This window comes from Acidovorax sp. GW821-FHT11A03 (genome assembly GCF_058809075.1).
On the sequence record NZ_JBXASG010000001.1, the window covers coordinates 793,732 to 816,478 of the forward strand.

At 68.3% G+C, this 22,747-nt stretch carries 16 protein-coding genes and 1 tRNA gene; 9 read left to right on the top strand and 8 right to left on the bottom strand.

Annotated features, from left to right (window positions below; all coding sequences use genetic code 11):
• The first annotated feature begins 129 nt into the window (after nucleotides 1-129).
• From gabT to AC1RVY_RS03680, 6 genes are all read left to right on the top strand, one after another.
• Nucleotides 130-1,422: a 4-aminobutyrate--2-oxoglutarate transaminase gene (gabT, locus tag AC1RVY_RS03655; RefSeq protein ID WP_492805339.1), complete on the top strand. Its 1,293-nt coding sequence runs from the start codon at nucleotides 130-132 to the stop codon at nucleotides 1,420-1,422.
• 43 nt (nucleotides 1,423-1,465) lie between these two features.
• Nucleotides 1,466-2,566: an ABC transporter ATP-binding protein gene (locus AC1RVY_RS03660; RefSeq protein ID WP_492805341.1), complete on the top strand. Its 1,101-nt coding sequence runs from the start codon at nucleotides 1,466-1,468 to the stop codon at nucleotides 2,564-2,566.
• Nucleotides 2,567-2,645: 79 nt separating this feature from the next.
• Nucleotides 2,646-3,677 carry an ABC transporter substrate-binding protein gene (locus AC1RVY_RS03665; RefSeq protein WP_492805342.1) on the top strand — a complete coding sequence of 344 codons (1,032 nt, stop codon included), beginning with the start codon at nucleotides 2,646-2,648 and terminating at the stop codon, nucleotides 3,675-3,677.
• Between the two features lie 34 nt (nucleotides 3,678-3,711).
• A complete protein-coding gene (locus AC1RVY_RS03670; protein ID WP_492805343.1) occupies nucleotides 3,712-4,977 on the top strand; it encodes an ABC transporter permease in 1,266 nt (421 codons plus the stop codon).
• Nucleotides 4,978-4,998: 21 nt separating this feature from the next.
• Nucleotides 4,999-5,820 carry an ABC transporter permease gene (locus tag AC1RVY_RS03675; RefSeq protein ID WP_218338699.1) on the top strand — a complete coding sequence of 274 codons (822 nt, stop codon included), beginning with the start codon at nucleotides 4,999-5,001 and terminating at the stop codon, nucleotides 5,818-5,820.
• A gap of 184 nt (nucleotides 5,821-6,004) precedes the next feature.
• Entirely contained in the window at nucleotides 6,005-7,495 is a 1,491-nt protein-coding gene (locus AC1RVY_RS03680) for an NAD-dependent succinate-semialdehyde dehydrogenase (protein WP_492805345.1), read from the top strand.
• A gap of 83 nt (nucleotides 7,496-7,578) precedes the next feature.
• On the opposite strand, the gene AC1RVY_RS03685 is transcribed toward AC1RVY_RS03680, so the two are convergent.
• The 3 genes from AC1RVY_RS03685 to AC1RVY_RS03695 form a co-directional block, all read right to left on the bottom strand.
• Nucleotides 7,579-8,805 carry a YeeE/YedE family protein gene (locus AC1RVY_RS03685; RefSeq protein ID WP_492805346.1) on the bottom strand — a complete coding sequence of 409 codons (1,227 nt, stop codon included), beginning with the start codon at nucleotides 8,803-8,805 and terminating at the stop codon, nucleotides 7,579-7,581.
• A 173-nt stretch (nucleotides 8,806-8,978) separates the two neighbouring features.
• Complete coding sequence (locus tag AC1RVY_RS03690; protein WP_492805379.1) at nucleotides 8,979-9,941, bottom strand: sulfurtransferase; 963 nt, start codon at nucleotides 9,939-9,941, stop codon at nucleotides 8,979-8,981.
• Between the two features lie 225 nt (nucleotides 9,942-10,166).
• A tRNA-Gly gene (locus AC1RVY_RS03695) sits at nucleotides 10,167-10,240 on the bottom strand.
• Between the two features lie 216 nt (nucleotides 10,241-10,456).
• On the opposite strand from AC1RVY_RS03695, the gene AC1RVY_RS03700 reads away from it, so the two are divergent.
• Nucleotides 10,457-10,819, top strand: coding sequence for a hypothetical protein (locus AC1RVY_RS03700; RefSeq protein ID WP_492805348.1), 363 nt, complete (start codon nucleotides 10,457-10,459; stop codon nucleotides 10,817-10,819).
• A 29-nt stretch (nucleotides 10,820-10,848) separates the two neighbouring features.
• Here AC1RVY_RS03700 and AC1RVY_RS03705 read toward each other — a convergent pair whose 3' ends face one another.
• Nucleotides 10,849-11,763, bottom strand: a complete 915-nt coding sequence (locus AC1RVY_RS03705; RefSeq protein ID WP_492805349.1) for a pseudouridine synthase — start codon at nucleotides 11,761-11,763, stop codon at nucleotides 10,849-10,851.
• A gap of 299 nt (nucleotides 11,764-12,062) precedes the next feature.
• Here AC1RVY_RS03705 and AC1RVY_RS03710 point away from each other — a divergent pair, with 299 nt between their 5' ends.
• Complete coding sequence (locus tag AC1RVY_RS03710) at nucleotides 12,063-14,435, top strand: AsmA family protein (RefSeq protein WP_492805351.1); 2,373 nt, start codon at nucleotides 12,063-12,065, stop codon at nucleotides 14,433-14,435.
• Between the two features lie 53 nt (nucleotides 14,436-14,488).
• Here AC1RVY_RS03710 and AC1RVY_RS03715 read toward each other — a convergent pair whose 3' ends face one another.
• Genes AC1RVY_RS03715 through imuA form a run of 3 tightly spaced genes read right to left on the bottom strand, consistent with a single transcriptional unit; the run spans nucleotide 14,489 to nucleotide 20,173 of the window.
• Nucleotides 14,489-17,788 (bottom strand): error-prone DNA polymerase, encoded by a 3,300-nt coding sequence (locus AC1RVY_RS03715; RefSeq protein WP_492805353.1) that lies wholly within the window; start codon nucleotides 17,786-17,788, stop codon nucleotides 14,489-14,491.
• Between the two features lie 20 nt (nucleotides 17,789-17,808).
• Nucleotides 17,809-19,332 (bottom strand): DNA polymerase Y subunit UmuC family protein, encoded by a 1,524-nt coding sequence (locus tag AC1RVY_RS03720; protein WP_492805354.1) that lies wholly within the window; start codon nucleotides 19,330-19,332, stop codon nucleotides 17,809-17,811.
• On the bottom strand, nucleotides 19,295-20,173 hold the full coding sequence (gene imuA / locus AC1RVY_RS03725) for a translesion DNA synthesis-associated protein ImuA (protein ID WP_492245923.1): 879 nt from the start codon (nucleotides 20,171-20,173) through the stop codon (nucleotides 19,295-19,297). Before imuA ends, AC1RVY_RS03720 begins: the two co-directional genes overlap by 38 nt.
• A gap of 167 nt (nucleotides 20,174-20,340) precedes the next feature.
• Here imuA and AC1RVY_RS03730 point away from each other — a divergent pair, with 167 nt between their 5' ends.
• Nucleotides 20,341-20,961 (top strand): IPTL-CTERM sorting domain-containing protein, encoded by a 621-nt coding sequence (locus AC1RVY_RS03730; protein ID WP_492805356.1) that lies wholly within the window; start codon nucleotides 20,341-20,343, stop codon nucleotides 20,959-20,961.
• 66 nt (nucleotides 20,962-21,027) lie between these two features.
• Here AC1RVY_RS03730 and AC1RVY_RS03735 read toward each other — a convergent pair whose 3' ends face one another.
• Nucleotides 21,028-22,338, bottom strand: a complete 1,311-nt coding sequence (locus AC1RVY_RS03735; protein WP_218295190.1) for an HD-GYP domain-containing protein — start codon at nucleotides 22,336-22,338, stop codon at nucleotides 21,028-21,030.
• Nucleotides 22,339-22,747: the final 409 nt, after the last annotated feature.

The window sequence follows — 22,747 nt, forward strand, 5'->3', positions numbered from 1 at the left end:
TGCCTGTACAGGATTCTAGACCTGCACAGTGCGCGCAAAACCGCACTCCGCTGTACATGGACGGTGCGCGGCGCGGCTTCCAGAATTCGCCCATTCCTTCATTCCGTGTTCACACCACCGCCCACCGCCATGCAGCAAGACCGCCACTTCACCAACGCCGCCCTCCTCGCCCGCCGCCATGCCGCCGTGGCCCGGGGCGTCGGCCAGGCCCACGACATCTTCGTCCAGAAGGCCCGCAACGCCGAACTGTGGGATGTGGAAGGCCGCCGCTTCATCGACTTCGCCGGCGGCATCGCCGTGCTCAACACCGGCCACCTGCACGCGGGTGTGATCGCCGCCGTGAAGGCGCAGCTCGACCTGTACACCCACACCTGCTTCCAGGTGGTGGCGTACGAGCCCTACGTGGAAGTGTGCGAGCGCCTGAACACCCTGGCCCCGGGTGCGTTTGCCAAGAAGAGCCTGCTGCTCACCACCGGCGCCGAGGCCGTGGAAAACGCCATCAAGATCGCCCGCGCCTACACCAAACGCCCCGGCGTGATCGCCTTCACGGGCGGCTACCACGGCCGCACCAACCTCACGCTGGGCCTGACCGGCAAAGTGGTGCCGTACAAGACGGGGTTTGGCCCCTTCCCCGGCGAGGTGTACCACGCCCTCTTCCCCAACGCACTGCATGGCATCAGCGTGGAGCAGGCGCTGCACTCGGTGGAGCTGATCTTCAAGAACGACATCGAGCCCGAGCGTGTGGCGGCCTTCATTCTTGAGCCCGTGCAGGGCGAAGGCGGCTTCTACGTGGCGCCACCCGAATTCATCACCGGACTCAAGGCCCTGGCAGACCGCCATGGCATCCTGCTGATCGCCGACGAAGTGCAGACCGGCGCAGGCCGCACCGGCACCTGGTTTGCGTGCGAGCAGTGGCCCGTGGCGCCGGACCTCATCACCACCGCGAAATCGCTGGCGGGCGGCTTTCCGCTGTCGGGGGTGGTGGGCCGCGCCGACGTCATCGACGCCCCGGCGGCCGGTGGCCTGGGCGGCACCTACGCGGGCAGCCCCGTCGCCTGCGCCGCAGCGCTGGCCGTGATCGAAGCCTTTGAGAAAGAAAACCTGCTGGCCCGCAGCCAGGACATGGGCGCGCTGCTGGTCAGGGCGCTGAAAGGCATGGCCGCCAAAGTACCCGCCATCGGCGACGTGCGCGGGCTGGGCGCGATGGTGGCCATCGAGCTGTTCGAGAACGGCGATGTCCACCGCCCCGACGCCGCGCTGACCAAGAAAGTCGTCGCCGAGGCCGCCCAGCGCGGGCTCATCCTGCTGTCGTGCGGAACCTACGGCAACGTGATCCGCATCCTGGTGCCGCTGACCGCCTCCAACGAGCTGCTCGACGAGGGCCTGGCCATCCTGGCCGACAGCTTTGCCGCGCTGGGCTGACATGCGGCCCGGCCTTCATTCTGCTTACAAGGTGCCCCCAACCATGAACCCATCGGCAGAGCCCCTGGTCCGCTTCAGCGGCGTGCAAAAGACGTACGACGGAGAACAACTGGTGGTGCGCGCGCTGGACCTGGACATCCAGCGCGGCGAGTTCCTGAGCCTGCTGGGGCCCTCGGGCTCGGGCAAGACCACCACGCTGATGATGCTGGCGGGGTTTGAGTCCCCCACCGCGGGCGACATCCTGCTCGATGGCAAGCAGATCACGCGCACGCCACCCCACAAGCGCAACTTCGGCATGGTGTTCCAGAACTACGCGCTGTTCCCGCACCTCACCGTGGGGCAGAACGTGGCCTACCCGCTCACCGTGCGCAAGGTGCCCAGGGCCGAGCAGGTCGACCGCGTGAAGAAGGCCCTGGACATGGTGCGCCTGACCGGCATGGCCGACCGCCTGCCCGCGCGCCTGTCGGGCGGTCAGCAGCAGCGCGTTGCGCTGGCGCGCGCCCTGGTGTTCAACCCCCAGCTCGTGCTCATGGACGAACCCCTGGGTGCCCTGGACAAGCAGCTGCGCGAACACATGCAGATCGAACTGAAGGAGCTGCACCGCCAGCTGGGCGTGACCTTCGTGTACGTGACCCACGACCAGGGCGAGGCGCTGACCATGAGCGACCGCGTGGCCGTGTTCAACGAAGGCGTCATCCAGCAGCTGGCCAGCGTGGAGGCGCTGTATGAAACCCCCGCCAACCGCTTCGTGGCCGGTTTCGTGGGCGACAGCACGGTGCTCACCGGCACCCTGCAGGGCGCGGGCGCCGAGACGGCCATCCAGCTGCCGGGCGGCCACCTGCTGCCCGGTGTCAACGTGAACCAGACCGCCCGGGGTGCCCCCGTGCAGGCCTGCGTGCGGCCCGAGCGCATCGTGCTGCACCCGCACTCGCACTACCCCAGGGGCTCGGCCGTCCCGGCGACCGTGGCGCGCACCATTTACTACGGCGACCACCAGCGCCTGATGTGCGACCTGGGCCACGGCCAGGAGCAGGCCGTGGTGAAACTGCCCCTGAACCCTACCGGCACGGGCATGCATCCGCAGCCGGGCGATGCCGTGCTGCTGGAGTTTCCACCGGCCTCCACGCGCATCTATGCCGTTTGAGCACTGTCCCCGCCACACCCCGTTTCCGAGCCCTGTCCCCGAGTCCCCGTTCCTCCACAACCCAAGGAAAAACTGCACCATGAAAAAAAGCCTCATCGCCTGCGCCTCCCTGGCCGCCTGCCTGGCACTGCCCAGCTTCGCGCAGCAGCAACTCACCGTCGTGAACTTCGGTGGCGCCAACGCCAACGCGCAGAAGAAGGCGTTCTATGAGCCCTACGAAAAGCTGGGCCACAAGATCGTGGCCGTGGAATACAACGGCGAGCAGGCCAAGGTCAAGGCCATGGTCGAGGCCAGGAAGGTTACCTGGGACGTGGTGGAGCTGGAATCGCCAGACGCCGCACGCGGCTGCGACGAGGGCCTGTATGAAAAGCTCGACTACAGCAAGATCGTGAGCAAGGCCGACCTGCTGCCCGCCGCCGTGTCCGACTGCGCCGTGGGCATCTTCGTGTGGTCCACCGTCATGGCCTACAACGGCGACAGGCTCAAGACCGCCCCCACCAGCTGGGCCGACTTCTGGGACACCAGGAAGATCCCCGGCAAGCGCGGCATGCGCAAGGGCGCGCGCTACAACCTCGAATTCGCGCTGATGGCCGATGGCGTGAAGCCCGCCGACGTGTACAAGGTGCTCGCCACCAAGGACGGCGCCGACCGCGCCTTCAAGAAGCTGACCGAACTCAAGCCCCACATCCAATGGTGGGAAGCCGGTGCCCAGGCACCGCAGTTCCTCGTGGCGGGCGACGTGGTGCTGACCACCGTGTTCAACGGCCGCATCGACGCGGCCAACCGCGAGGGCCGCAACCTCAAGATCTACTGGCCCGGCGGCATCTATGACCTGGATTTCTGGGCCATCCCCAAGGGCACGCCGAACAAGGACGCTGCGGTCAAGTTCATTGCCCACACCCTGCAGACCACCAGCCAGGCCGCCTACGCGCAGAACATCGCCTACGGCCCGGCCAACACCACGGCCCTCGCCAAGCTGGACAGGAAGGTGCTGGACGACCTGCCCACATCGGCCGCCAACGCCAAGGAAGCCATCCAGTTCGGCGTGAGCTTCTGGGCCGACCAGGGCGAAGCGCTGGAGAAACGCTTCGCCGCCTGGGCCACCCAGTAAGTCAGTAACCCGTACCCTCGGAGCACAAGACACCATGCAAGCCTCTTCTGCCATCGCCCCCGCCGCGCTTGCGCTGGACGCCCACGCACCCGGCGCACTGCGCAAGGCGCTGTCGCGTGCCGAAGCGCGGCGCAAATGGCGGGCCTTTGCCCTGACCCTGCCCTTGCTGGCGTTCTTGCTGCTCACGCTGCTCGTCCCCATTGCCGCGCTGCTGCAGCGCGGGGTGGAGAACCCCGAGGTGGCCAACACGCTGCCCGCCACCATCGAGGCCTTGCATGGCTGGGACCGCCATGAGGCACCGGGCCCCGCTGCCTACGCCGCGCTCATGAAGGACCTGGCGCGCCTGCCCGACAGCTCTGACGCTGGCGCGCTGGCGCGCAGGCTGAACTCGGAAGTGCCCGGCGCGCGCTCGATGGTGATGGGCGCCTTCCGCGCCCTGCCCATGCAGGGCGCACCCGAATCCATCCGCGACCAGTTGCTCGGCAAGGACGCGCGCTGGGGCGAAGCACCTTTCTGGCGCGCCATCGCCAAGAACGGCGCGCGCTGGACACCCGACTACCTGCTCGCCTCGGTGGACCTGCAGCGCGATGCGCTGGGCCATGTCGAGCGCATGCCCGAGGAGCAGCGCGCGTTTGGCGGCATTTTGCTGCGCACCTTTCACATCAGCTTTGTGGTGACGCTGTTCTGCCTGCTGCTGGGCTACCCGCTGGCCTGGTGGCTGGCCTCGCTGCCCGCGCGCCAGGCCAATGTGCTGATGATCCTGGTGCTGGTGCCGTTCTGGACCTCGATCCTGGTGCGGGTGGCCGCCTGGATCGTGCTGCTGCAGTCCGAAGGCCTGGTCAATCGCGGTTTGATGGGCCTGGGCCTCATCGAGCAGCCACTGGCGCTGCTGTTCAACCGCACGGGCGTGGTGATTGCGATGGTGCACATCCTGCTGCCGTTCATGGTGCTGCCGCTGTACAGCGTGATGAAAAGCGTGCCCCCCACCTACCTGCGCGCGGCGGTGTCGCTGGGCAGCTCGCCCATCGCCGCGTTCTTTCGCGTGTATGTGCCGCAAACCTACCCGGGTGTGGGCGCGGGTGCGCTGCTGGTGTTCATCCTGGCCATCGGCTACTACGTCACCCCCGCGCTGCTGGGCGGCGCCGACGACCAGATGCTGAGCTACTACATCGCCCGCTACACCAACGTGGAAGTGAACTGGGGCATGGCCTGTGCGCTGGGCGCCCTGCTGCTGGCCGCCACGCTGCTGCTGTACGGCGTGTACCGCCGCATTGGCAAGGCAGAACTGAGCCTGGGCTAAACACTTCTGAAGACCCTCACCATGCGCCATTTGCTCCCCCAATTCCCCCTGTACGCCACCTGGGCCGACAAGCTCGGCTGGTGGGCCGTGCGCGCCCTGTGCGTGGCCGTGCTGGTGTTTCTGCTGGCCCCCATCCTGGTGATGGTGCCGTTGTCGTTCTCCGAGAGTTCGTTCCTGGCCTACCCCATCCACGGCTGGTCGCTCAAGTGGTACCGCCACCTGTTCGATTCGCCCGAGTGGGCCCGCGCCACGCGCAACAGCTTCATCGTGGCGCCCGCGGCCACGCTGATCGCCACGGCCCTGGGCACCCTGGCGGCGGTGGGGCTGTCACGGGCGGATTTCCGCTTCAAGGGCCTGCTCATGGGCATCCTGATCGCGCCCATGGTGGTGCCCATCATTGTGGTGGGCGTGGCCACCTACCTGTACTTCGCGCCGCTGGGCCTGGCGGACAGCTATGCCGGCCTGATCATCGTGCACGCGGCGCTGGGGGCGCCGTTCGTGCTGACCACCGTGCTGGCCACGCTCGCGGGCTTCAACCACAACCTGGTGCGCGCGTCGCTGAGCCTGGGGGAAACGCCTTTCAACACCTTCTTTCGCGTCACGCTGCCGGTGATCGCGCCGGGGGTGATCTCGGGGGCGCTGTTCGCGTTCGCCACGTCGTTCGACGAAGTGGTGGTCACGCTCTTTCTGGCCGGCGCCGACCAGTCCACGCTGCCACGCCAGATGTTCAACGGCATCCGCGAGAACATCTCGCCCACCATCGCCGCCGTGGCCACGCTGCTCATCCTCTTCACCACCAGCCTGCTCCTGGCGCTGGAGTGGCTGCGCACGCGCAGGGGCTGAGCCACGGTGAAAACGGCCTGCATCCCAGCCTTCCTGAAAAACTGAAACACTGGCGACAGTGGGCCATTTCACCCGTGATAGCCTGCCCGCTGCGCCAGTTTCAGGCACCCGCCGCCCTGCCCGCCTTTGCCGGCGGCGAGCCTTTGCCTACCGCTCATCAACCCACTGCATCTGGAGAAACCTCATGGACATGAAGACCTCGCCCCTCGCCTTGCTCAACGACCCCAGCCTGCTCAAGACCGACGGCCTCGTCAACGGCCGGTGGGTGGCGGGCGGCAGCCGCTTCGACGTGAACGACCCGGCCACCGGCCTCAAACTGGCCGACGTGGCCAATCTGGGCCCCGCCGATGCCGAAGCCGCGATTGCCGCCGCCAATGCCGCCTGGGGCCCCTGGAAGACCAAGACCGCCAAGGAGCGCAGCATCATCCTGCGCAAGTGGTTCGACCTGCTGATGGCCAACCAGGACGACCTGGGCCGCATCATGACCGCCGAACAAGGCAAGCCGCTGGCCGAAGCCAAGGGCGAGGTCGCCTATGGCGCCAGCTTTGTGGAATGGTTCGCCGAAGAGGCCAAGCGCGTGAACGGCGAGGTGCTGCCGCAGTTCGACAACAGCCGCCGCCTGATGGTGCTCAAGCAGCCCATCGGCGTGTGCGCCGCGATCACGCCCTGGAACTTTCCGCTGGCCATGATCACGCGCAAGGTGGCGCCCGCCCTGGCCGCCGGCTGCCCCGTGGTCATCAAGCCCGCCGAGCTCACGCCGCTCACGGCCCTGGCCGCCGCCGAGCTGGCCCTGCGTGCGGGCATCCCGGCTGGCGTGTTCAACATCCTGCCCGCCGACAGCGACAACTCGATCGCCATCGGCAAGGTGCTGTGCGCGAGCGACGTGGTGCGCCACATCAGCTTCACCGGCAGCACCGAGGTGGGCCGCATCCTGATGGCGCAGTCGGCCCCCACGGTCAAGAAGATGTCGCTGGAACTGGGCGGCAACGCGCCCTTCCTGGTGTTCGACGATGCGGACATCGACAGCGCCGTGGAAGGCGCGTTCGCCAGCAAGTACCGCAACGCGGGCCAGACCTGCGTGTGCACCAACCGCTTCTACGTGCAGGAAGGCGTGTACGACGAGTTCGTGGCCAAGTTCGCCGCCAAGGTCAAGACAGCCAAGGTGGGCAACGGCTTCGAGGCCGGCGTGAACCAGGGCCCGCTGATCGAGGAAGCCGCGCTGGCCAAGGTGCAGCGCCACGTGGACGATGCCATTGCCAAGGGCGGCCAGGTGGTGGCCGGCGGCCAGCGCCTGACCAGCCTGGGCTCGGGCCAGTTCTTCGAGCCCACGGTGGTGGCCAACGCCACGGCCGACATGCTGTGCGCGCGCGAGGAAACCTTTGGCCCCTTTGCTCCGGTCTTCAAGTTCAAGACCGAGCAGGAGGCCATCGACGCGGCCAACCACACCGAGTTCGGCCTGGCCAGCTACTTCTACAGCCGCGACGTGGGCCGCATCTTCCGTGTGACCGAGGCGCTGGAATACGGCATGGTCGGCGCCAACGTGGGCATTCTGGCCACCGAGCACGTGCCCTTTGGCGGTGTCAAGCAGTCGGGCCTGGGCCGCGAAGGCTCGCACCACGGCATGGACGACTATGTGGAGATCAAGTACCTGTGCCTGGGCGATATCCAGAAGTGACCGGCCCCGGGCCGGGTACCTTTTTGATATGTTTTTGATAGCTGCCCGCGCTTTCTGGATAAGCGCTGGCGGCCAAAAATGCACTAATTCGCCCCCCATCCCTGGCGCCACGGGGCGGCCTTCGCGCGCAGGCCCGCCCATACCGCGAAGAACACCGCCGCCCCAAACACCCAGCCTGACAGCGCTCCGGCCATGCCGCCCGACAGCAGCGTGCCCATGGTGCAGCCCAGCCCCGTCATCGCGCCCCAGCCCAGCAACACGCCGCCCGACAGCCCCCGCGCGGCATCGCGCCAGGTGGGCCAGCGGGGGGCCAGCTGGCGGCTGGCCAGCGCCGCGACAAAGGACCCCGCCACCAGCCCTGCCAGCAGCAAGGCATTGGGCGTGAGCCAGGTGGCTTGCGGCAAGGTGGCGCAGCCCGCGAAGCCGTCGAGCCCATCGAGCCGATCGGGAATCCACCCCTGCCCTTGCGCCCACTGGCGCGCCGCGCTGCCCAGCGTGGCCGTCACGCCCAGGGGCCGCATGCGCACGATGGCAAACGTGCCGATCAGCCCCACGGCCAGGCCACCCACCCAGTAGTGCCAGCGCCCGGTCCACAGGTTGCGCCACACGGTGACCAGGCCGGGCACGGGCTTCACCACCCCGGGTGCATCGCCCGCCGCGCCCTCGTGCGCAAAGCCACGCCACAGCCAGGCGCCCACCAGCGCCAGAGCGCTCCATTGCACCAGCAGCGCGCCCCCATACCCCAGGTGCGCGGGCAGCCACACCACGGGCGCATCGGCCACGCTCCAGCTGTACAGCGCATTCCAGGTCCTGAAGCCCGCGATGAAACCCAGCGCGGAGCCCAGCAGAGCGAAGGGCGACACCGCCGAGCCCTCGGCGAGCCGGTACCAGTGCGCGCTGATGCAGGAGCCCGAGACCACCATCCCCGCGCCAAACGAAAGCCCCGCCGCCACCAGCACCCAGCTCACCGGGCCGATGTGCATGTCCGGCGGCAGCTTGCCCGGCTGCGGCACGGGCAGCCAGCCGCCCAGCACCACGGTATGGCCCAACACGCCCACGGCCAGCGCCAGCACGATGGCCAGCAGCCCGCGCGGGTTGCGGTCTTCGAACCAGTCGCGCGCGTGGCAGTAAAAACAAAAGCGCGAACGCTGCAGCACGACGCCAAGCACCGCGCCACAGGCCAGCGCAAACACCAGCGTGCGCCCGCCCGCCTGGCCCTGCAGCCACGGGACGGCCGCCAGCAGGGCGGCCAGCAGCGCCAGCGCGATATAGGAGGAAGTGGCTGGAACAGTGCGCAATGGAAGGCTCATGGGTCGTCGATGGTTCGCTGTGTGGCCCGCGCGGCCATCGCGGGCACCGAGAAAAAAAGCCCGCACGAAGCGGGCTGTAAAGGAGACCCCTACCAAAAAATCGTGGCCTTTCGCCGTCTCCCGATCGCCGCTTCATTCACCCCCTCAATCGCGGGCGCGGAACGGCCCGCGGCTCATTTGGCCGCCCAGACGGTGCCCGCCGGATTCGTGATGGGAACGCCCACCGAGTTGCCATATTCCGTCCAGGAGCCGTCGTAGTTCTTCACGCTGTAGCCGAGGATTCTGGACAGCGCGAACCAGGTGTGGCTGGAGCGCTCGCCGATGCGGCAGTAGGTGATGATGGGCCGGCTGCCGTCCACGCCCGCGCTGGCATAGAGCTTCCTGAGCTCGTCGGCGGACTTGAAGGTACCGTCCTCCCTCACCGCCTGCCCCCATGGCACGTTGGCCGCGCCTGGAATGTGGCCCGCGCGGATGCTGAGCTCCGGCACACCGGCAGGCGCGAAGATCTTGCCGGTGTATTCATCCGCCGAGCGGATATCCACCAGCTTCGCATTGCTCTTGCCCTCGGCGGCGGCCAGCGCGTCCGCCAGGCGTGCGCGCAGCTGGGTATTGACCTGGCCCACCCTGTAGCTGCTGGCGGCGAACTCGGGCACGCGGTTGTTCAGGGGCAGGTTCTCGGCCTCCCACTTCTTGCGCCCGCCGTCGAGCAGCTTGACGTTCTTCACGCCGTAGATGTCGAACACCCAGGCCCCCCAGGCCGCAAACCAGTTGTTGGTGTCGCCATACAGCACCACGGTGGTCTCGGGCGACACGCCAGCCCTGGACAGCAGCGCCTCGAAGCCTTCCTTGCCCACGATGTCGCGCCGCACGCGGTCGTTGAGGTCCTGATGCCACGAGAAATTGACCGCCCCAGGCACATGGCCCCGCTCGTACAGGCCCGGGTTCACGCTCACCTCGACGATGCGCACCTGCTGGTTGTCGAGGTTCTGCGCGAGCCATTCGGTGGTCACCAGGGGGCCTGCGGGAATGGGAGTGGCGGCCAACGCAGCTCCAGCAGCCACCAGCGCAGCACATCCCAGCGCCGAGGCGCCAAGCCATGTGCGCGCCAGGTGCGCGAAGGTGATGCCCGGTGTCATGTTCATGCTCGTCCTTCCGTGTCATTCATTGAGGGACGGGCGCCTGCGGTGCCCGATGAACGGAATCTAGAGGGGACAAGCGCCATGGCCAACCAAGCAAAACAGCTATGGATATGCGGATTGCGCGATTGGAATTGCCAACGCCACGGCGCACCGCACCCGAAGGCCGTGGAAGAAGAAAAGAAAGAAAAAAGGGGGAGGACCTCAGCCGCAAGGAGCCGGGGTTGGAGCGGGTGAAGGGAATCGAACCCTCGTATGAAGCTTGGGAAGCTGCCGTTCTACCATTGAACTACACCCGCCTTCTGTAGTTCGTTGATTTGCAACGATTTTCACAGCTAGGCCGTCGAAGACACCCGAGCTCTTGCCGCTTCGGGGTTTCAACCTGGCCTGTATTGTAGCGATGCCGCGCCCCGCCCAGCGCAGCCCGGGCCAAATCAGCGGCTTGCGTCGGGTGTGCGATCGATGGCAGCACAATGGAGCCTTCACAAATTACCAGCGAAAGAAGGAAAAACCCCATGCAACTGAGCGACGACCGCACGCAGGCGACTCTTGCAATCAACAAAACTCTGACGGCCGCGGAGATGGAAAATCTGATCCGGGAGCTGGCCATGTTGCGCTCGCAGATGACGCCGGAAGTGACGCCGGCGCCCAATGACAGCAACGGAGGCGGCGTGCCGGTGATGTCGCAGGACAACCCCACGCTGGCCATTCAATACCCCCTTGAAGACGCGCATGTCACCGTGTACCTGCGCAGCATCGGGTTGGGCTGGACTGCCTGGCGCCTGCACCCCGACACCCAAAAGGCCCTGGCCGAATTCTTCAATTCGAGGCTCCCGAAGAGCAACCCCGGAAAAGGCAAGCCGATTCCCTTCCGTTGATCGCGGATCAGTGCGGCCTGCCCTCGCCCTCAGGGCAGGCCCAGCCGCTGCCCGCTCTCGAACACCCGCCGCGCACCCGACAGCGGGTCCACGAACTCCAGCGAGCGCGCCAGAAGCTGCAGCGGCCGTGAATAGTCGCCCTCGGGCGGATCGTTGACGACCGGGTAGAACGGGTCGTTGCGCAGCGGCAGCCCCAGGGCCGCCATGTGCACCCGCAGCTGGTGGCGCTTGCCCGTGACCGGCGACAGGCGGTAGCGCGCCCACCCGCTCGCGCCTGCCACGTCCAGCACCTCGATGCGCGTGTGGCTGTTGGGCTCGCCAGGGACTTCCTGCATGCGAAAGAACTGCGGGCTTTCCTCCAGCCGGCTGATGTGCTCCCGCGGAAAGGCGATATCCGCGCGCCAGGGGGCGATCGCGTCGTAGTGCTTGGTGATCTGGCGGTCGCGGAACAGCGCCTGGTAGGCCCCGCGCGTGCGCTGGTGCACCGACAGCAGCACCAGGCCCGCGGTGTCCCGGTCGATGCGGTGCAGGGGCGAAAGCTCCGGCAGGCCCAGCTGGCGCTTGAGCCGCACGAGCAGCGTGTTGTGAAGATAGCGGCCGGACGGTGTCACGGGCATGAAATGCGGCTTGTCGGCCACCACGAGGTGCTCGTCCTGGTAAAGCACCGTTTCCGTGAAGGGCAGCGCGGGCTCCCCGGGCAGGCTGCGGTAGTAGTACAGCCTGAGGCCGCCTTCAAACAGGCGAGCGGGCGCCACGGGGTCGCCGCGCTCATCCACCACGTCGCCCGCCTGCATGCGCCGCTGCCACTCCTCACGGGCCACCGCCGGGAGCCGCCGCGCCAGGAAGTCGAGCATGCTGCCCTGCCCCTGGCTGGGCAGCACCACGCAGCTGGGCCCCACGCCATCGCGCACGGCAGGGGCATGGGTATGGCGGGGGTTGTGCATGGTGAGCACATTTTATGAACCCTCTCCTTCGATGCCGCACAACCCGTCTGCACCCGAGAAGGCAGCCCCCTTGACCTTGCGCGGACCCGCCGGGGCCCACGGGCATGCGGGGTTCTTGCCCCTGTAGGACAAGGGCGGCAGTTGCGCCCGTGCTGCTGCGATACGCGCCGATGCGGGCTAGCATGAACGCCAAAAGGCCCCGTGGACGCGCACACCGCTCCCCTGGGCCGGATGCGCTTACCGCTGAAAACACGCCCAACAGCCCCACTCCACCCCCACGCTGCCCGCCGACTGCCTTCATGCCATCCACACCTGCCGCGCCTTCCACCGACATGCCTAGCCCCGCCGTGGCCCAGGCCCGCCAGCGGCCTGCATCCGGCATCGGGAGGCGTCTTGTGGTGTGGACCTTGTGGGCCGTCGGGCTGGTGGCGATGGTGCTGGTGCTGCTGGGGGTCCTGCTCGCCTGGATCGACTGGAACCGCGCGAAGCCCTGGGTCAATGAAAAAGTGAGCGAAGCCACGGGCCGGCACTTTGCGATCGAAGGTGACTTGTCCGCGCAATGGCGCTGGCCCCAGCCCCTGGAAGAAGGGTGGCAGCGCTGGGTGCCGGGCGTCACGGTGAAGGCCGAACGCCTGGTGATGGACAACCCCTCCGGATTCACGCCCCCCTTCCAGCGTGCCAATGGCAAAGCGGTTTCAAAAGGCGCAGCCGGCCCGGCCGAGACGGCCGGCAAGACCGACGGCAGCCCAGCCACCATGGCCCGCATCGGCAGCGCGACCGCCACCGTGCGCCTGCTGCCCCTGCTGGGGCGGCATCTTTCCATCGACACCGTGGCGCTCACCGGCCCCCAGGTGGCGCTGGCCCGCACGGCCAGCGGTGCGAGCAACTGGACCTTCGAGCGCAAGGACGGGCCCAGGAGCGGATGGAGCTTCGACGTGGACCGGCTGGTGGTCCACCAGGGCGTCCTGGCCTATGCCGACGGCATGAAGGACCTGGACCTGCAGGCCCGCATTGACACCACCGAGCCGGTGCTCCCCGGCGGGCCGGCGGCCACGCCATCCGGCACCTCCGCCGCCGCATCGGCCCCGGCGCAGCCCGCGCTGGCGCGGGCGTCCTCATCCGCGAGCGCCGCTGCCTCCGGGGCAGCGCCCGCTGCGCGGGCGGCGTCCGAAACGCCCCGTGCGGCGGCAGGGCCGGTGCCCTATGGTCTGCGCTTCGAACTGCAGGGCCGGTATGCCAAGGCCCAGGTCAGGGGCCAGGGGCGAGCAGGCCAGGTCATCAGCCTGCGCAACAAGGTGGTGAACTACCCCCTTCAGATCGACGCCAGCGCCGGCAGCGTGTCGCTGTCGGCGCAAGGAATTCTGGCCAACCCGGGCGCATTGTCCGGCCTGGACTTCCAGGTCCGGCTCAAGGGCGGCAGCATGGCCGACCTGTACGACCTGACCGGGCTGGTGCTGCCCAACACCCCGCCCTTCGAGACCACCGGTCGGCTGACCGGGAGCCTGGAGCCCGAACGGGCGGTCTGGGAATACAACGGCTTCCGAGGCAAGGTGGGCCAGAGCGATCTTCAGGGGTCGCTCAAGTACACGTCGGGCAAGCCGCGCCCACGGCTCACCGGGACGATGGCGTCCAACCAGCTGCGCCTGGCGGACCTGGGGCCGACCATCGGAACCACCAAGCCCGACAACACGCACCGTGGCCGCGACCAGCGTGGCAAGGTGCTGCCGGACTCCAAGTTCGCGGCCGAGCGCTGGAATGCCATGGACATGGACATCGTGTTCAAGGGCCGCCACATCATCCGCCCCGAGAGCCTGCCGCTGGAAGACCTGAGCGTGCGGGCGGTGATGGAAAACGCGCAGCTCAAGCTCGCGCCCCTCACGTTTGGCGTGGCGCAGGGCAAGATCGAATCGCAGGTGAGCATCGACGGGCGCGCCGCGCCCTTGAAGGCGCAGATACGCGGCACCGTGCAGGGCTTGCAGCTTTCGGCGCTGTTCCCCAAGGTACAGCTCATGCAGAAGAGTTTTGGCCACATGGACGGCGCCATCGCACTGGAGAGCCGCGGCAACAGCCTGGCCGGACTGCTGGGCCAGGGCACGGGCGAGATGCGCCTGTACGTGCGGGACGGCACGCTGAGCAAGCAGATGCTGGACCTGGCCGCGCTGAACGTGGGCAGCATCATCGTGGGCAAGCTCTTTGGTGAAAACAAGGAAGTGCACCTGCGCTGCGCGGTGGCCGATTTCACGGTGGTGGACGGCCTGGCGACCACGCGCGTGGTGAAGATGAGCACCGAAGACGCGATCGTCGAGGCCACCGGCACCATCGACCTGGGCACCGAGGAGATGAACCTGCGCATCAAGCCCGAGTCGCTGCAATGGAAGTTCTTCTCGCTGCGCTCGCCCTTGTACGTGAAAGGCACGTTCGGCGACCCGAAGGTCGGCGTGGAAGCCGGCCCGCTGCTGCTGCGCGCGGGCGCGGCGGTGGTGGCAGCGGCCGTGGCTCCCGCCGCGTTGGCGCTGGTGCCCATCACCGTGCCCGCGGCCGACGACGACACGCATTGCAAGCCCCTGCTGGATCTCGCCAGGGAACCCGTCAGGCCCGGCGCCCAGGGGGCCGCCGGCACCGCCTCGCAACCCGCGCGGCAGGCCGCCAGCAAAGCATCGCCCGCGCGCTGACCTGACCGGACGGCGCCCGGTCAATTGCGGGTCAGGGGGGCCACCCTCCTTCATCAATGGAAATCGCGGCTCCCCTGCAGCGCATGGGCCATGCGGCCGAGCAGCGGGGTCAGGTCCTTGAAACGCTGGGCCACCAGGTGGCGCACCACCGTGGGTGCCGGCGCCTGCGGGGACGATGGCGGAATGGAACCCGGGGCGGGCGCGCCGTCGCCTTCCGGCACGCTGCACTGCCACATGCCTTCCACCGCCAGCAACTGCGAGCGCAGCAGCGCATTGCGCCAGGTGTCCACCAGCGCGGGCCACACGATCACATTCACGGGGCCGGTCTCGTCTTCGAGCGTGACGAACATCGTGCCCTTGGCCGTGCCGGGGCGCTGGCGCACGGTGACGATGCCACAGGCGCGCACCTTGCGGCCATGGGGCACGGCATTCAATTGCAGCGCGCTCAGCAGGCGCCAGCGGTCCAGGCGCGGGCGCAGCAGGGCCAGCGGGTGGCGGCGCAGGGTGAGGCCGGTGGCGGCGTAGTCGAACAGGATTTCCTCCCCTTCGGGCGCGGCTGGCAAGGCAAGCGGCGCTTCGTGCACGGGCACATCGCGCAGCAACGCGGGTGCGGGGTGCTGCGCGGCAGCGTCCCACATCTGCTGGCGCCGGTGGCCCGAAAGACTGGCCAGGGCATCGGCAGCGGCCAGGGCCTGCAGGTCCTGCGGGCTCAGGCGGGCCCGCAGGGCCAGGTCTTCGGTATTGGCAAAGGCAGGGCCCGTGACGCGGACTTGCACCAGGCGTTTGGCAGCCTCTTCCTGCAGGCTGCCCACCAGCCGCAGGCCGAGGCGCACAGCAGGCTGCGGTAGCAGTGGCGCGGGCAGCCCCTTGGCAGGCCGCAAGTATTCGGCCGGACCTTCCAGCGTGCAATCGTGGTGGCTGAGGGTCACGTCGACGGGCAGCACGCGCACGCCGTGGCGGCGCGCGTCCTGCACCAGTTGTGAGGCGGTGTAAAAGCCCATGGGCAGCGAGTTGAGCAGCGCGGCCAGAAAACACGCGGGCTCGTGGCATTTGAGCCAGCTGCTGGCATAGGCCAGCAAGGCAAAGCTGTGGGCGTGGCTTTCGGGAAAGCCGTATTCGCCAAAGCCCAGCATCTGCTGGAAGATGCGGTCGGCGAATTCGGCGGCATAACCACGGGCGACCATGCCGTCTTTCAACGGCTTTTCAAACCGGTGCACGCCCCCTTTGCGCTTCCAGGCCGCCATTGATCGGCGCAGGTCGTCGGCTTGGCCCGGCGTGAAACCGGCGGCATCGATGGAGATCTGCATCACCTGTTCCTGGAAGATGGGCACACCCAGCGTGCGTTCGAGCGCGTTGCGCAGCTCCGGGTACTCCAACGGAAAAGGCTCCGTGCTGCCCGCACTGCGCATCTGCCGCTCGACCTCTCGCGCCTTCAGATACGGATGCACCATGCCACCCTGGATGGGCCCGGGCCGCACGATGGCCACCTCCACCACCAGGTCGTAGAACTTGCGCGGCCGCAGGCGCGGCAGCATGCTCATCTGCGCGCGGCTTTCGATCTGGAACACGCCCACGGTGTCGGCGGCGCAGATCATGTCGTAGGTGGCAGGGTCTTCGCGCGGAATGCCCTTGAGATCCCAGCGCTCACCCCGCAAGGCATCGCGCAAATCCAGGCAGCGGCGCAAGGCACTGAGCATGCCCAGGGCCAGCACATCGACCTTGAGCAAGCCCATGGTGTCCAGGTCGTCCTTGTCCCACTGGATGACGGAACGATTCTCCATGCTCGCCGGCTCCACCGGCACCAGGCGCGTGAGCTTGCCCTGCGTGAGCACAAAACCGCCCACATGCTGGCTCAGGTGGCGCGGAAAGCCTTTCAGGTCCGCCGCCAGTTCCAGCCACAGCTTGGCCGTGTGCCGGTGCAGCGGTGCGCCCAGGCTTTCCGCCAGTTCCTGCAGCCGGTCGGTGGCGAACTGTTCGTCAAACCAGTGGTGGTCCTTGGCGAAGGCATCGACCAAGGCCGGCGCCACGCCCAGTGCCTTGCCCACATCGCGCAGGGCACTGCGCGTGCGGTAGGTGGTGACCACGGCAGCAATGGCGGCGCGCTCGCGGCCGTATTTTTCGTAGATGTACTGGATGACCTCCTCGCGCCGGTCGTGCTCGAAGTCCACGTCGATGTCGGGCGGCTCCTTGCGCTCCTTGCTGATGAAGCGCTCGAACAGCAGGTTGGTGTTCTCGGGCGGGACGGCCGTGATGCCCAGCATGTAGCAGACCACCGAGTTCGCCGCCGAACCGCGCCCCTGGCACAGGATCCCCTGGCTGCGCGCGTAGCGCACGATGTCATGCACCGTGAGGAAGTACATCTCGTACTGGCAGTGCGCGATCAGATCCAGCTCTTTGCGGATCTGCACCCGCACCTTCTCTGGCGCGCCTTGCGGGTATTCGCCCTGCACGCCCACATCCACCAGCCAGGCCAGGGCCTGCGCGGGCGTCATGCCGGCAGGCACGGTCTCCAGCGGGTACTGGTACTTGATTTCATCCAGGCGGAAAGTGCAGCGCCCCGCCACCGTGAGCGTGGCGTCCAGCAGTTCGGGCGGGTAGATGCCCGCCAGCCGCACGCGCCGGCGCAGGTGGCGCTCGGCATTGGGCTGCAGCGCAAAACCACATTCGCCCACGCTGCAGCCCAGGCGCACGGCGGTGATCACGTCCTGCAGCGGCTTGCGCGAACGGGCGTGCATGTGCACATCGCCCGCTGCCACCAGTGGCAAGCCCAGCGCCGCGCCCGCACGCTGCAGCGTGGCCAGCCACAGGCTGTCGTCCGGGGCCAGGTGCAGCTCGACCGCCAGCCAGAGGTGGCCGTCAAAATATGAGTCAAATTGGCCTCTGGCGCTTGACAGACAAGCGCTGACAGCTATCAAATCAGAAGCATCAAAGCCATGCCGGCAGGGGGACAGCAACAATTCGCACCCCTTCAAAGCCGCCCATGGGCTGGCCGCGCCCACGTGGTACTGCCCCTTGGGCGCGGCCGCGCGGGCGGCGGTGATGAACTCGCACAGGTTGCCCCAGCCCTCGGCATCCCGCGCCAGCACCACCACCCGCAGATCGCCCCACACAAATTCGCTGCCCACGATGAGGTGCAAGCCGCATTCCAGGGCCGCCTCCCAGGCCCGCACCACGCCCGCGACGGAGCATTCGTCGGTCAGTGCCAGCGCCCGGTAGCCCAGCTCCAGCGCACGCGCCACGAGTTCCTGCGGGTGCGATGCCCCGCGCTGAAAGCTGAAGTTGGACAGGCAATGCAGCTCGGCGTAGTCCGGCAACCCGGCCACAGCAGCATTCCCTGGCATGGGCGAAGACATGGTGAAACTCCCTGGCGCCATCATCCGAAGATTCCATGCAGGAACCAGCGGTGGGGGCGCGCCGCGGCCTGCGCGCCCTCCGGCACGGATGCCAGGCGCTCGCGAAACACCCACACCAGCCCCGCCACATCGTTGTGCGCGACGAAGTAGTCGCGCAAGGCCAGGCCGGCGCAGGGATGGGCCGGGTCTGCATCGTCGCTGCCGGCCCCGGACCACCAGCCCGCCTCGAAGCGGTGGGGACCGGCCAGCAGGCGCAGCAGGCCGTGGTGGCACGGGCGGTTGCCCTGCACGGCCAGGCGCCGTGGCGGGTTCAGCAGCCAGGTGGGCTGCAGCAGCCCGCCGGGCGTGGCGTCCAGGGCCGCGTCGGAAGCGCTGGCGGATGCACCCCGGGCCGCGGGGCGGGGGGGCGCCGCCACGCGCAGCACCTCGGCCGCCGGGCGCCACTGCTGCATGCGCTCGGGGCGGTGGTCGGCCTGCAGCACCGGCGCCTGCACATGCTCGGCCCCCAGCCGGGCGGACAGGCGCTCGAGCAGCTGGTGCAAGGCCTCGCCTTGCACGCCACCCGGCAGGCCCGGGTCGCTGTCCCCACGGCCATCCGGCGGCAGGAGGCTGGCGCTGCGGTGCGCCAGCGGGGCCGCATCCAGCAGGCGCAGCGTGATCTGGTTCGCTGGCGCGGCCAGCGTGGTCCGCGCCAGGTTTTCCGCCAGGAGCCGCCGCAGATGCGCCATGTCCTGCGTGGCCTGCGCCGTGCGCACCTGCAGCGCCTGCACGGGCGCGATCACCACGCCGTCGATGCGCCGCAGGTCGTGGCGCCACGCCAGCTCCAGCCCCAGCACACCTTGCTGGCGTGCCTGCAGCCAGCCATGGAGGGCCGCGATGCCACGGTGGGCGCTCCAGAGCAGCGCGTCGGCCGACGCCGCCAGCGCGGGCAGCTCCAGGGTCAGCGCGAACTGTTCGGGCAGTTCCAGCCACGCATGCGCTTCGGGGGCATCGCCAAAGGCCTGGTCCAGGGCCCGCAGCACCCCCGCGCCAAAACGCCGCGAGACCCCCGGGCGCGGCAGCGCACGCAGCGCCCCCCAGGTGCGGCAGCCCATGCGCTCCAGGCTGGCCACATGCGGGCGCAAGGCGGTCAGCGTATGCAAGGGCAGCCCTGGCGGCCCCTGCGCAGGCGGCGCCCGGCCCGCCAGGGCCAGCCTCAGAAAGCCGTGCGCCACCAGCGCCGTGGGGCCGCAGCCCCACGGCGGCTGCGCACAGGGCCTGCTTCCTTCAGAAAAAACAGGCTCTCCTTGCCCGCCCGAGGTGGAAGCCGCCACGGCCCAGGCCTGCAGCACCTGCGCCAGCAAGACATCGCGCCCGCCCCAAAGCCGTTCGGTGGAGGACACTTCCAGCAGCACGGCCTCATCGTCCACCAGCGCCACGCGCGGTGTAAAACGCAGCGCCCACCAGCCCGCCGACGGCTCCATCGCCACGGCGGCTCCTGCCAGCGCCGTGAAACCGCCCTCCCCCTCATCCGGCCGTGGCCATGGCAGCGCGATCCAGTGCATGCCCCCTCCCCCCTGGCGATGCGGGCGCGGGCGCCCGACGCGGCACGGCGCCCCCGGCGGGGAGTGCAACGGCCAATGCGCCCCGGCCTTCCTCCATCATGCCCACCGCCGCGGCCTGGGCAGCACGCCGCCGTTCGGCCTGCGCCGCCAGCACCTGCGCCAGCAGAAGGTGGCATCCGGGCAATGGCAGCCCCTGCGCCAGGGGCGGCCCCCGGCGCTTGAGAATGTGCACCTGCATCCCGGGGAACACGGGCGTGCCCGCGGGCATGGGCATGCCCTGGACTTGCAGCCGCAGCAAGGCTGGCGACGCCTGGGGGGCCGCGCTGACGGGCCGAAACACCCACAGCAGCTGCTGTTGCTGGGCCGCGGCCAGCTGCAGCCGGCGCAAGGCCGCCGGCTGTGCCTGCGGCAGCCAGGCCATGACGGCCAGCACATCCCGGCACCGCAGCGCCTGCTCGGCGGCCCACAGCGCCGACATGGCCGTATCCGCCCGCACCAGGCCCAGCCGCCCGGGGGGCAGCCCCTGGGCCTGGAGCGCCGGGCCAAAAGGCTCGCACGGGGGCGCCACCACGACCACGGCCCCATGCCGCGCGGCCGTGGCCTGGGCCAGGGCGGGCAGCACCAGCTGCCATTCATGCAGGCCCGCCAAAGGCTGCAACACCTCGCTCAGCGCCCCGACAGGCCACCCTCCACCCGGTAGCTGCGCATCCAGCAGCGCATACCCCGTGGGTTGCGCCTGGTGCTGGCCCGTGCCCACCAGCCCGTCCGCGTGCCAGACGCCAGGCACGGCAAATGGCAGATCGGAGGCGACAACCCGCAGGGAGTGGCGTTGCGCAGGCATGGTGGGAAGAGAGGGTCCGAAAACACGAATACTGTAAATATAACCAGTATTTTGCCAACAGCATGAAAACCTCGGAAAGGCCCGGGAAGGCCCTGCCATTCAGAGCTGTGCGGCACACGCCGCGCTCCCTACAATGGACCGCAAAAGGAAACAGAGGGAGTCGTTCAATGAAGGCAATCCAGTCGGCAGCAGTCGCCCTGCTGCTTCTCCTGTCGGGCAACACGTTCGCCGCCTATGCGGTCTACGTTTTCGAAAGTAGCGGCAATGTGGTCGCCAGCGGCAGCGGCCGCATGAACATGGCAGCCCTCACCCCGGCCGGCAACGGGCCTCTTTTCTCCGTGGTCATCCCCTCGGCTGCGCTGATTTTCACCGGCACGGCCGGGACGGTGGAGGCCTACATGGGCGTCTCCGGGCCTCCCATGCTGGGGGCGGGAGGCCCTGTCCTCGCCGATACATCGTCGGGCGACATGGTGGGACTGGACGGCATGATGGCACCGGGGTTTGTCTTCGCCCCCCTGGGCTACGTCTCCGGATCGGCGCTCGCTTCCTCGGCCACGTGGACGGGGACCTCGCTGGCCAGCCTGGGGCTCACGCCAGGCTCCTACACCTGGACCTGGGGCGCGGGCCCCACCGCCGATTCGTTCACGGTCCACGTGGGCATCGCGCCACCCGCCGCCCCGGCCTCCATTCCAACGCTGTCCGAATGGGGCCTGGCGATCCTCTCGGCCCTCATGGCGGGATGGGCGATGCGCCATCGCCTCCCGCGGCGCCGCAACAAGGCGGCCTGAAAACACGTTGACTCACGGGCCCCGGCAAGGCGCTTGCGCGCCCCCGAAAAGATCCTGAGCAGGTTCTCAGAGCTTTCGGAGGGCCCAATCACACCAATCCGCCACCGCCCCATCCGCGGGCGTGGCGCGCTGCGCCAGTTGCGGCCAACGGCGGTGGCTGGCATTCAGGATGCTCTGGAGCTGCCACAGCGCCTCGCGCCCCACCAGGGCCACTTCGGCCATGCCCATGGTGTCGCCCCGCAGCTGCGCCATGAACTCGCCCTGCTGCTGGGGGTGCGAACCAGCTTCCGTCAGGGCTTTCTGAAGGGCCAGCAGGCGGGCATCGACAAATGCGAGGGCGCTCCCCGGCAGCGTCTTCGCGCTGGTTCCGGGGGGCAATGCGGCCTTGAGCTGGTCCCAGCAGGCAAAGGCCTCAGCGAGAAGGTCCATCTGGCGCGGGGCATCGTTGCCCAGGGGCATGAGCGCGGAGTCGCGGGCGACCTCCTCCTGCAGCAGGGGCAGGAGATGCGCCACCAGCGCCGATGGGAACTTGCGATGGTTCAGCCGCAGCACCAGTGACAGGCGCTGCGCGGGCATGTCGTCGTATTTCTCGTAGAACGCAGCCACCACTTCGGCCAGCAGCAGGATGCGGCCCAGCACCGAGATATCCGCCCCCGCCAGCCCGCGCGGATAGCCGCTGCCGTCCATGCGCTCGTGGTGTTCCAGCACCGCCACCTCCACCGGCCGGGGGTAGGCCTGGGTGTCGCGGATCATGAGCATGGCGGTGATGGGGTGCGCCACCAGGTGCTTGCGCTGCACGCCAACGACCTTGTGGTCGGGATCGCTCCAGGCCGGGTCCATGTGCAGCACGCCCAGGTCGTGCAGCAAGGCTGCGGCGGCGAGGTTGGCGCAGTCGCGCTCGCCCAGCTCGCTCTTGATGGCCAGAAACACGGCCACGGTCATCATCTGCAGGCTGTGCTGGAAAAGTTCAGGCCGCTGCTCGCGCATCACGGTGAGTTTGCAGGCCATGGAGGGAGGCAAGGGCAGCGAGCGCAGCGGCGCCAGCAGCCGGGCAGCCGAACCCAGCGTTTCGGCCAGCAGCCGGGGCAGCACCTCCCGCTCCACCAAGGCCTGCCCCGCAGCCAGCAAGGCAGGCACATCCACGGGATTGTCGATGGACAGGTGCCGGTCAATCGGCTCGCGCAGCTTGTGCTGCACCAGGCGGTCGTACAGGCGGCCATCGATGCGGGCCCCCTTCTCGACCAGCTTGATGCCGTTGTCGGTGTAGATGGCGGCGTCAGCGACCACCATGCGCCGATCGGCCATGTCGGTCAACGCGCGCAGGTAGTGGGGGCTGTCCGCGGTGTCGATGCCCGCAGGTACAAGAGAGTCTGTCATGCAAGAACACAAAGGGTTACCTTGGACTATATGACGTTCCCTCCCTGTGTATCGCCCCGGCCGCCTTGGGCATGCGGTACCTTGATGCAAATCAAGCGCCTGGCGGCAGTACGCGGATGCCGGGCGCAATCCTGGGGGCGCGACGTGGGCGGAACTCGCGCCAGCCGTCCTTGGCATGGGCATTGCCCCAGTTTCCCATCGTTCCTGAAAAACGCCCTACTCGCCAGGATTCGAGGCGCCAAAACCCCATTGCTGCCACAAAAATGTGGGTAAACCCTGCCTGCCCACACCCTCATTGTTTCCAATACCGGAACAGTTAGTTTGCGACCCGATGGTTTTTCTTCGCGTCCCATCCACGTACAGTTCATCCCATCGATGAGCCGAACCCGCAAGGCGACTCACCGAACCC

What these genes read in the sequence shown, in the direction of transcription:
- AC1RVY_RS03715 (WP_492805353.1), bottom strand. Translation starts at nt 17,788, where the DNA reads ATGTCTTCGCCCATGCCAGGGAATGCTGCTGTGGCCGGGTTGCCGGAC.
- AC1RVY_RS03680 (WP_492805345.1), top strand. Translation starts at nt 6,005, where the DNA reads ATGGACATGAAGACCTCGCCCCTCGCCTTGCTCAACGACCCCAGCCTG.
- gabT (WP_492805339.1), top strand. Translation starts at nt 130, where the DNA reads ATGCAGCAAGACCGCCACTTCACCAACGCCGCCCTCCTCGCCCGCCGC.
- AC1RVY_RS03665 (WP_492805342.1), top strand. Translation starts at nt 2,646, where the DNA reads ATGAAAAAAAGCCTCATCGCCTGCGCCTCCCTGGCCGCCTGCCTGGCA.
- AC1RVY_RS03660 (WP_492805341.1), top strand. Translation starts at nt 1,466, where the DNA reads ATGAACCCATCGGCAGAGCCCCTGGTCCGCTTCAGCGGCGTGCAAAAG.
- AC1RVY_RS03675 (WP_218338699.1), top strand. Translation starts at nt 4,999, where the DNA reads ATGCGCCATTTGCTCCCCCAATTCCCCCTGTACGCCACCTGGGCCGAC.
- AC1RVY_RS03690 (WP_492805379.1), bottom strand. Translation starts at nt 9,941, where the DNA reads ATGACACCGGGCATCACCTTCGCGCACCTGGCGCGCACATGGCTTGGC.
- AC1RVY_RS03710 (WP_492805351.1), top strand. Translation starts at nt 12,063, where the DNA reads ATGCCATCCACACCTGCCGCGCCTTCCACCGACATGCCTAGCCCCGCC.
- AC1RVY_RS03670 (WP_492805343.1), top strand. Translation starts at nt 3,712, where the DNA reads ATGCAAGCCTCTTCTGCCATCGCCCCCGCCGCGCTTGCGCTGGACGCC.
- AC1RVY_RS03720 (WP_492805354.1), bottom strand. Translation starts at nt 19,332, where the DNA reads ATGCACTGGATCGCGCTGCCATGGCCACGGCCGGATGAGGGGGAGGGC.
- AC1RVY_RS03730 (WP_492805356.1), top strand. Translation starts at nt 20,341, where the DNA reads ATGAAGGCAATCCAGTCGGCAGCAGTCGCCCTGCTGCTTCTCCTGTCG.
- AC1RVY_RS03685 (WP_492805346.1), bottom strand. Translation starts at nt 8,805, where the DNA reads ATGAGCCTTCCATTGCGCACTGTTCCAGCCACTTCCTCCTATATCGCG.
- AC1RVY_RS03705 (WP_492805349.1), bottom strand. Translation starts at nt 11,763, where the DNA reads ATGCACAACCCCCGCCATACCCATGCCCCTGCCGTGCGCGATGGCGTG.
- imuA (WP_492245923.1), bottom strand. Translation starts at nt 20,173, where the DNA reads ATGCCTGCGCAACGCCACTCCCTGCGGGTTGTCGCCTCCGATCTGCCA.
- AC1RVY_RS03700 (WP_492805348.1), top strand. Translation starts at nt 10,457, where the DNA reads ATGCAACTGAGCGACGACCGCACGCAGGCGACTCTTGCAATCAACAAA.
- AC1RVY_RS03735 (WP_218295190.1), bottom strand. Translation starts at nt 22,338, where the DNA reads ATGACAGACTCTCTTGTACCTGCGGGCATCGACACCGCGGACAGCCCC.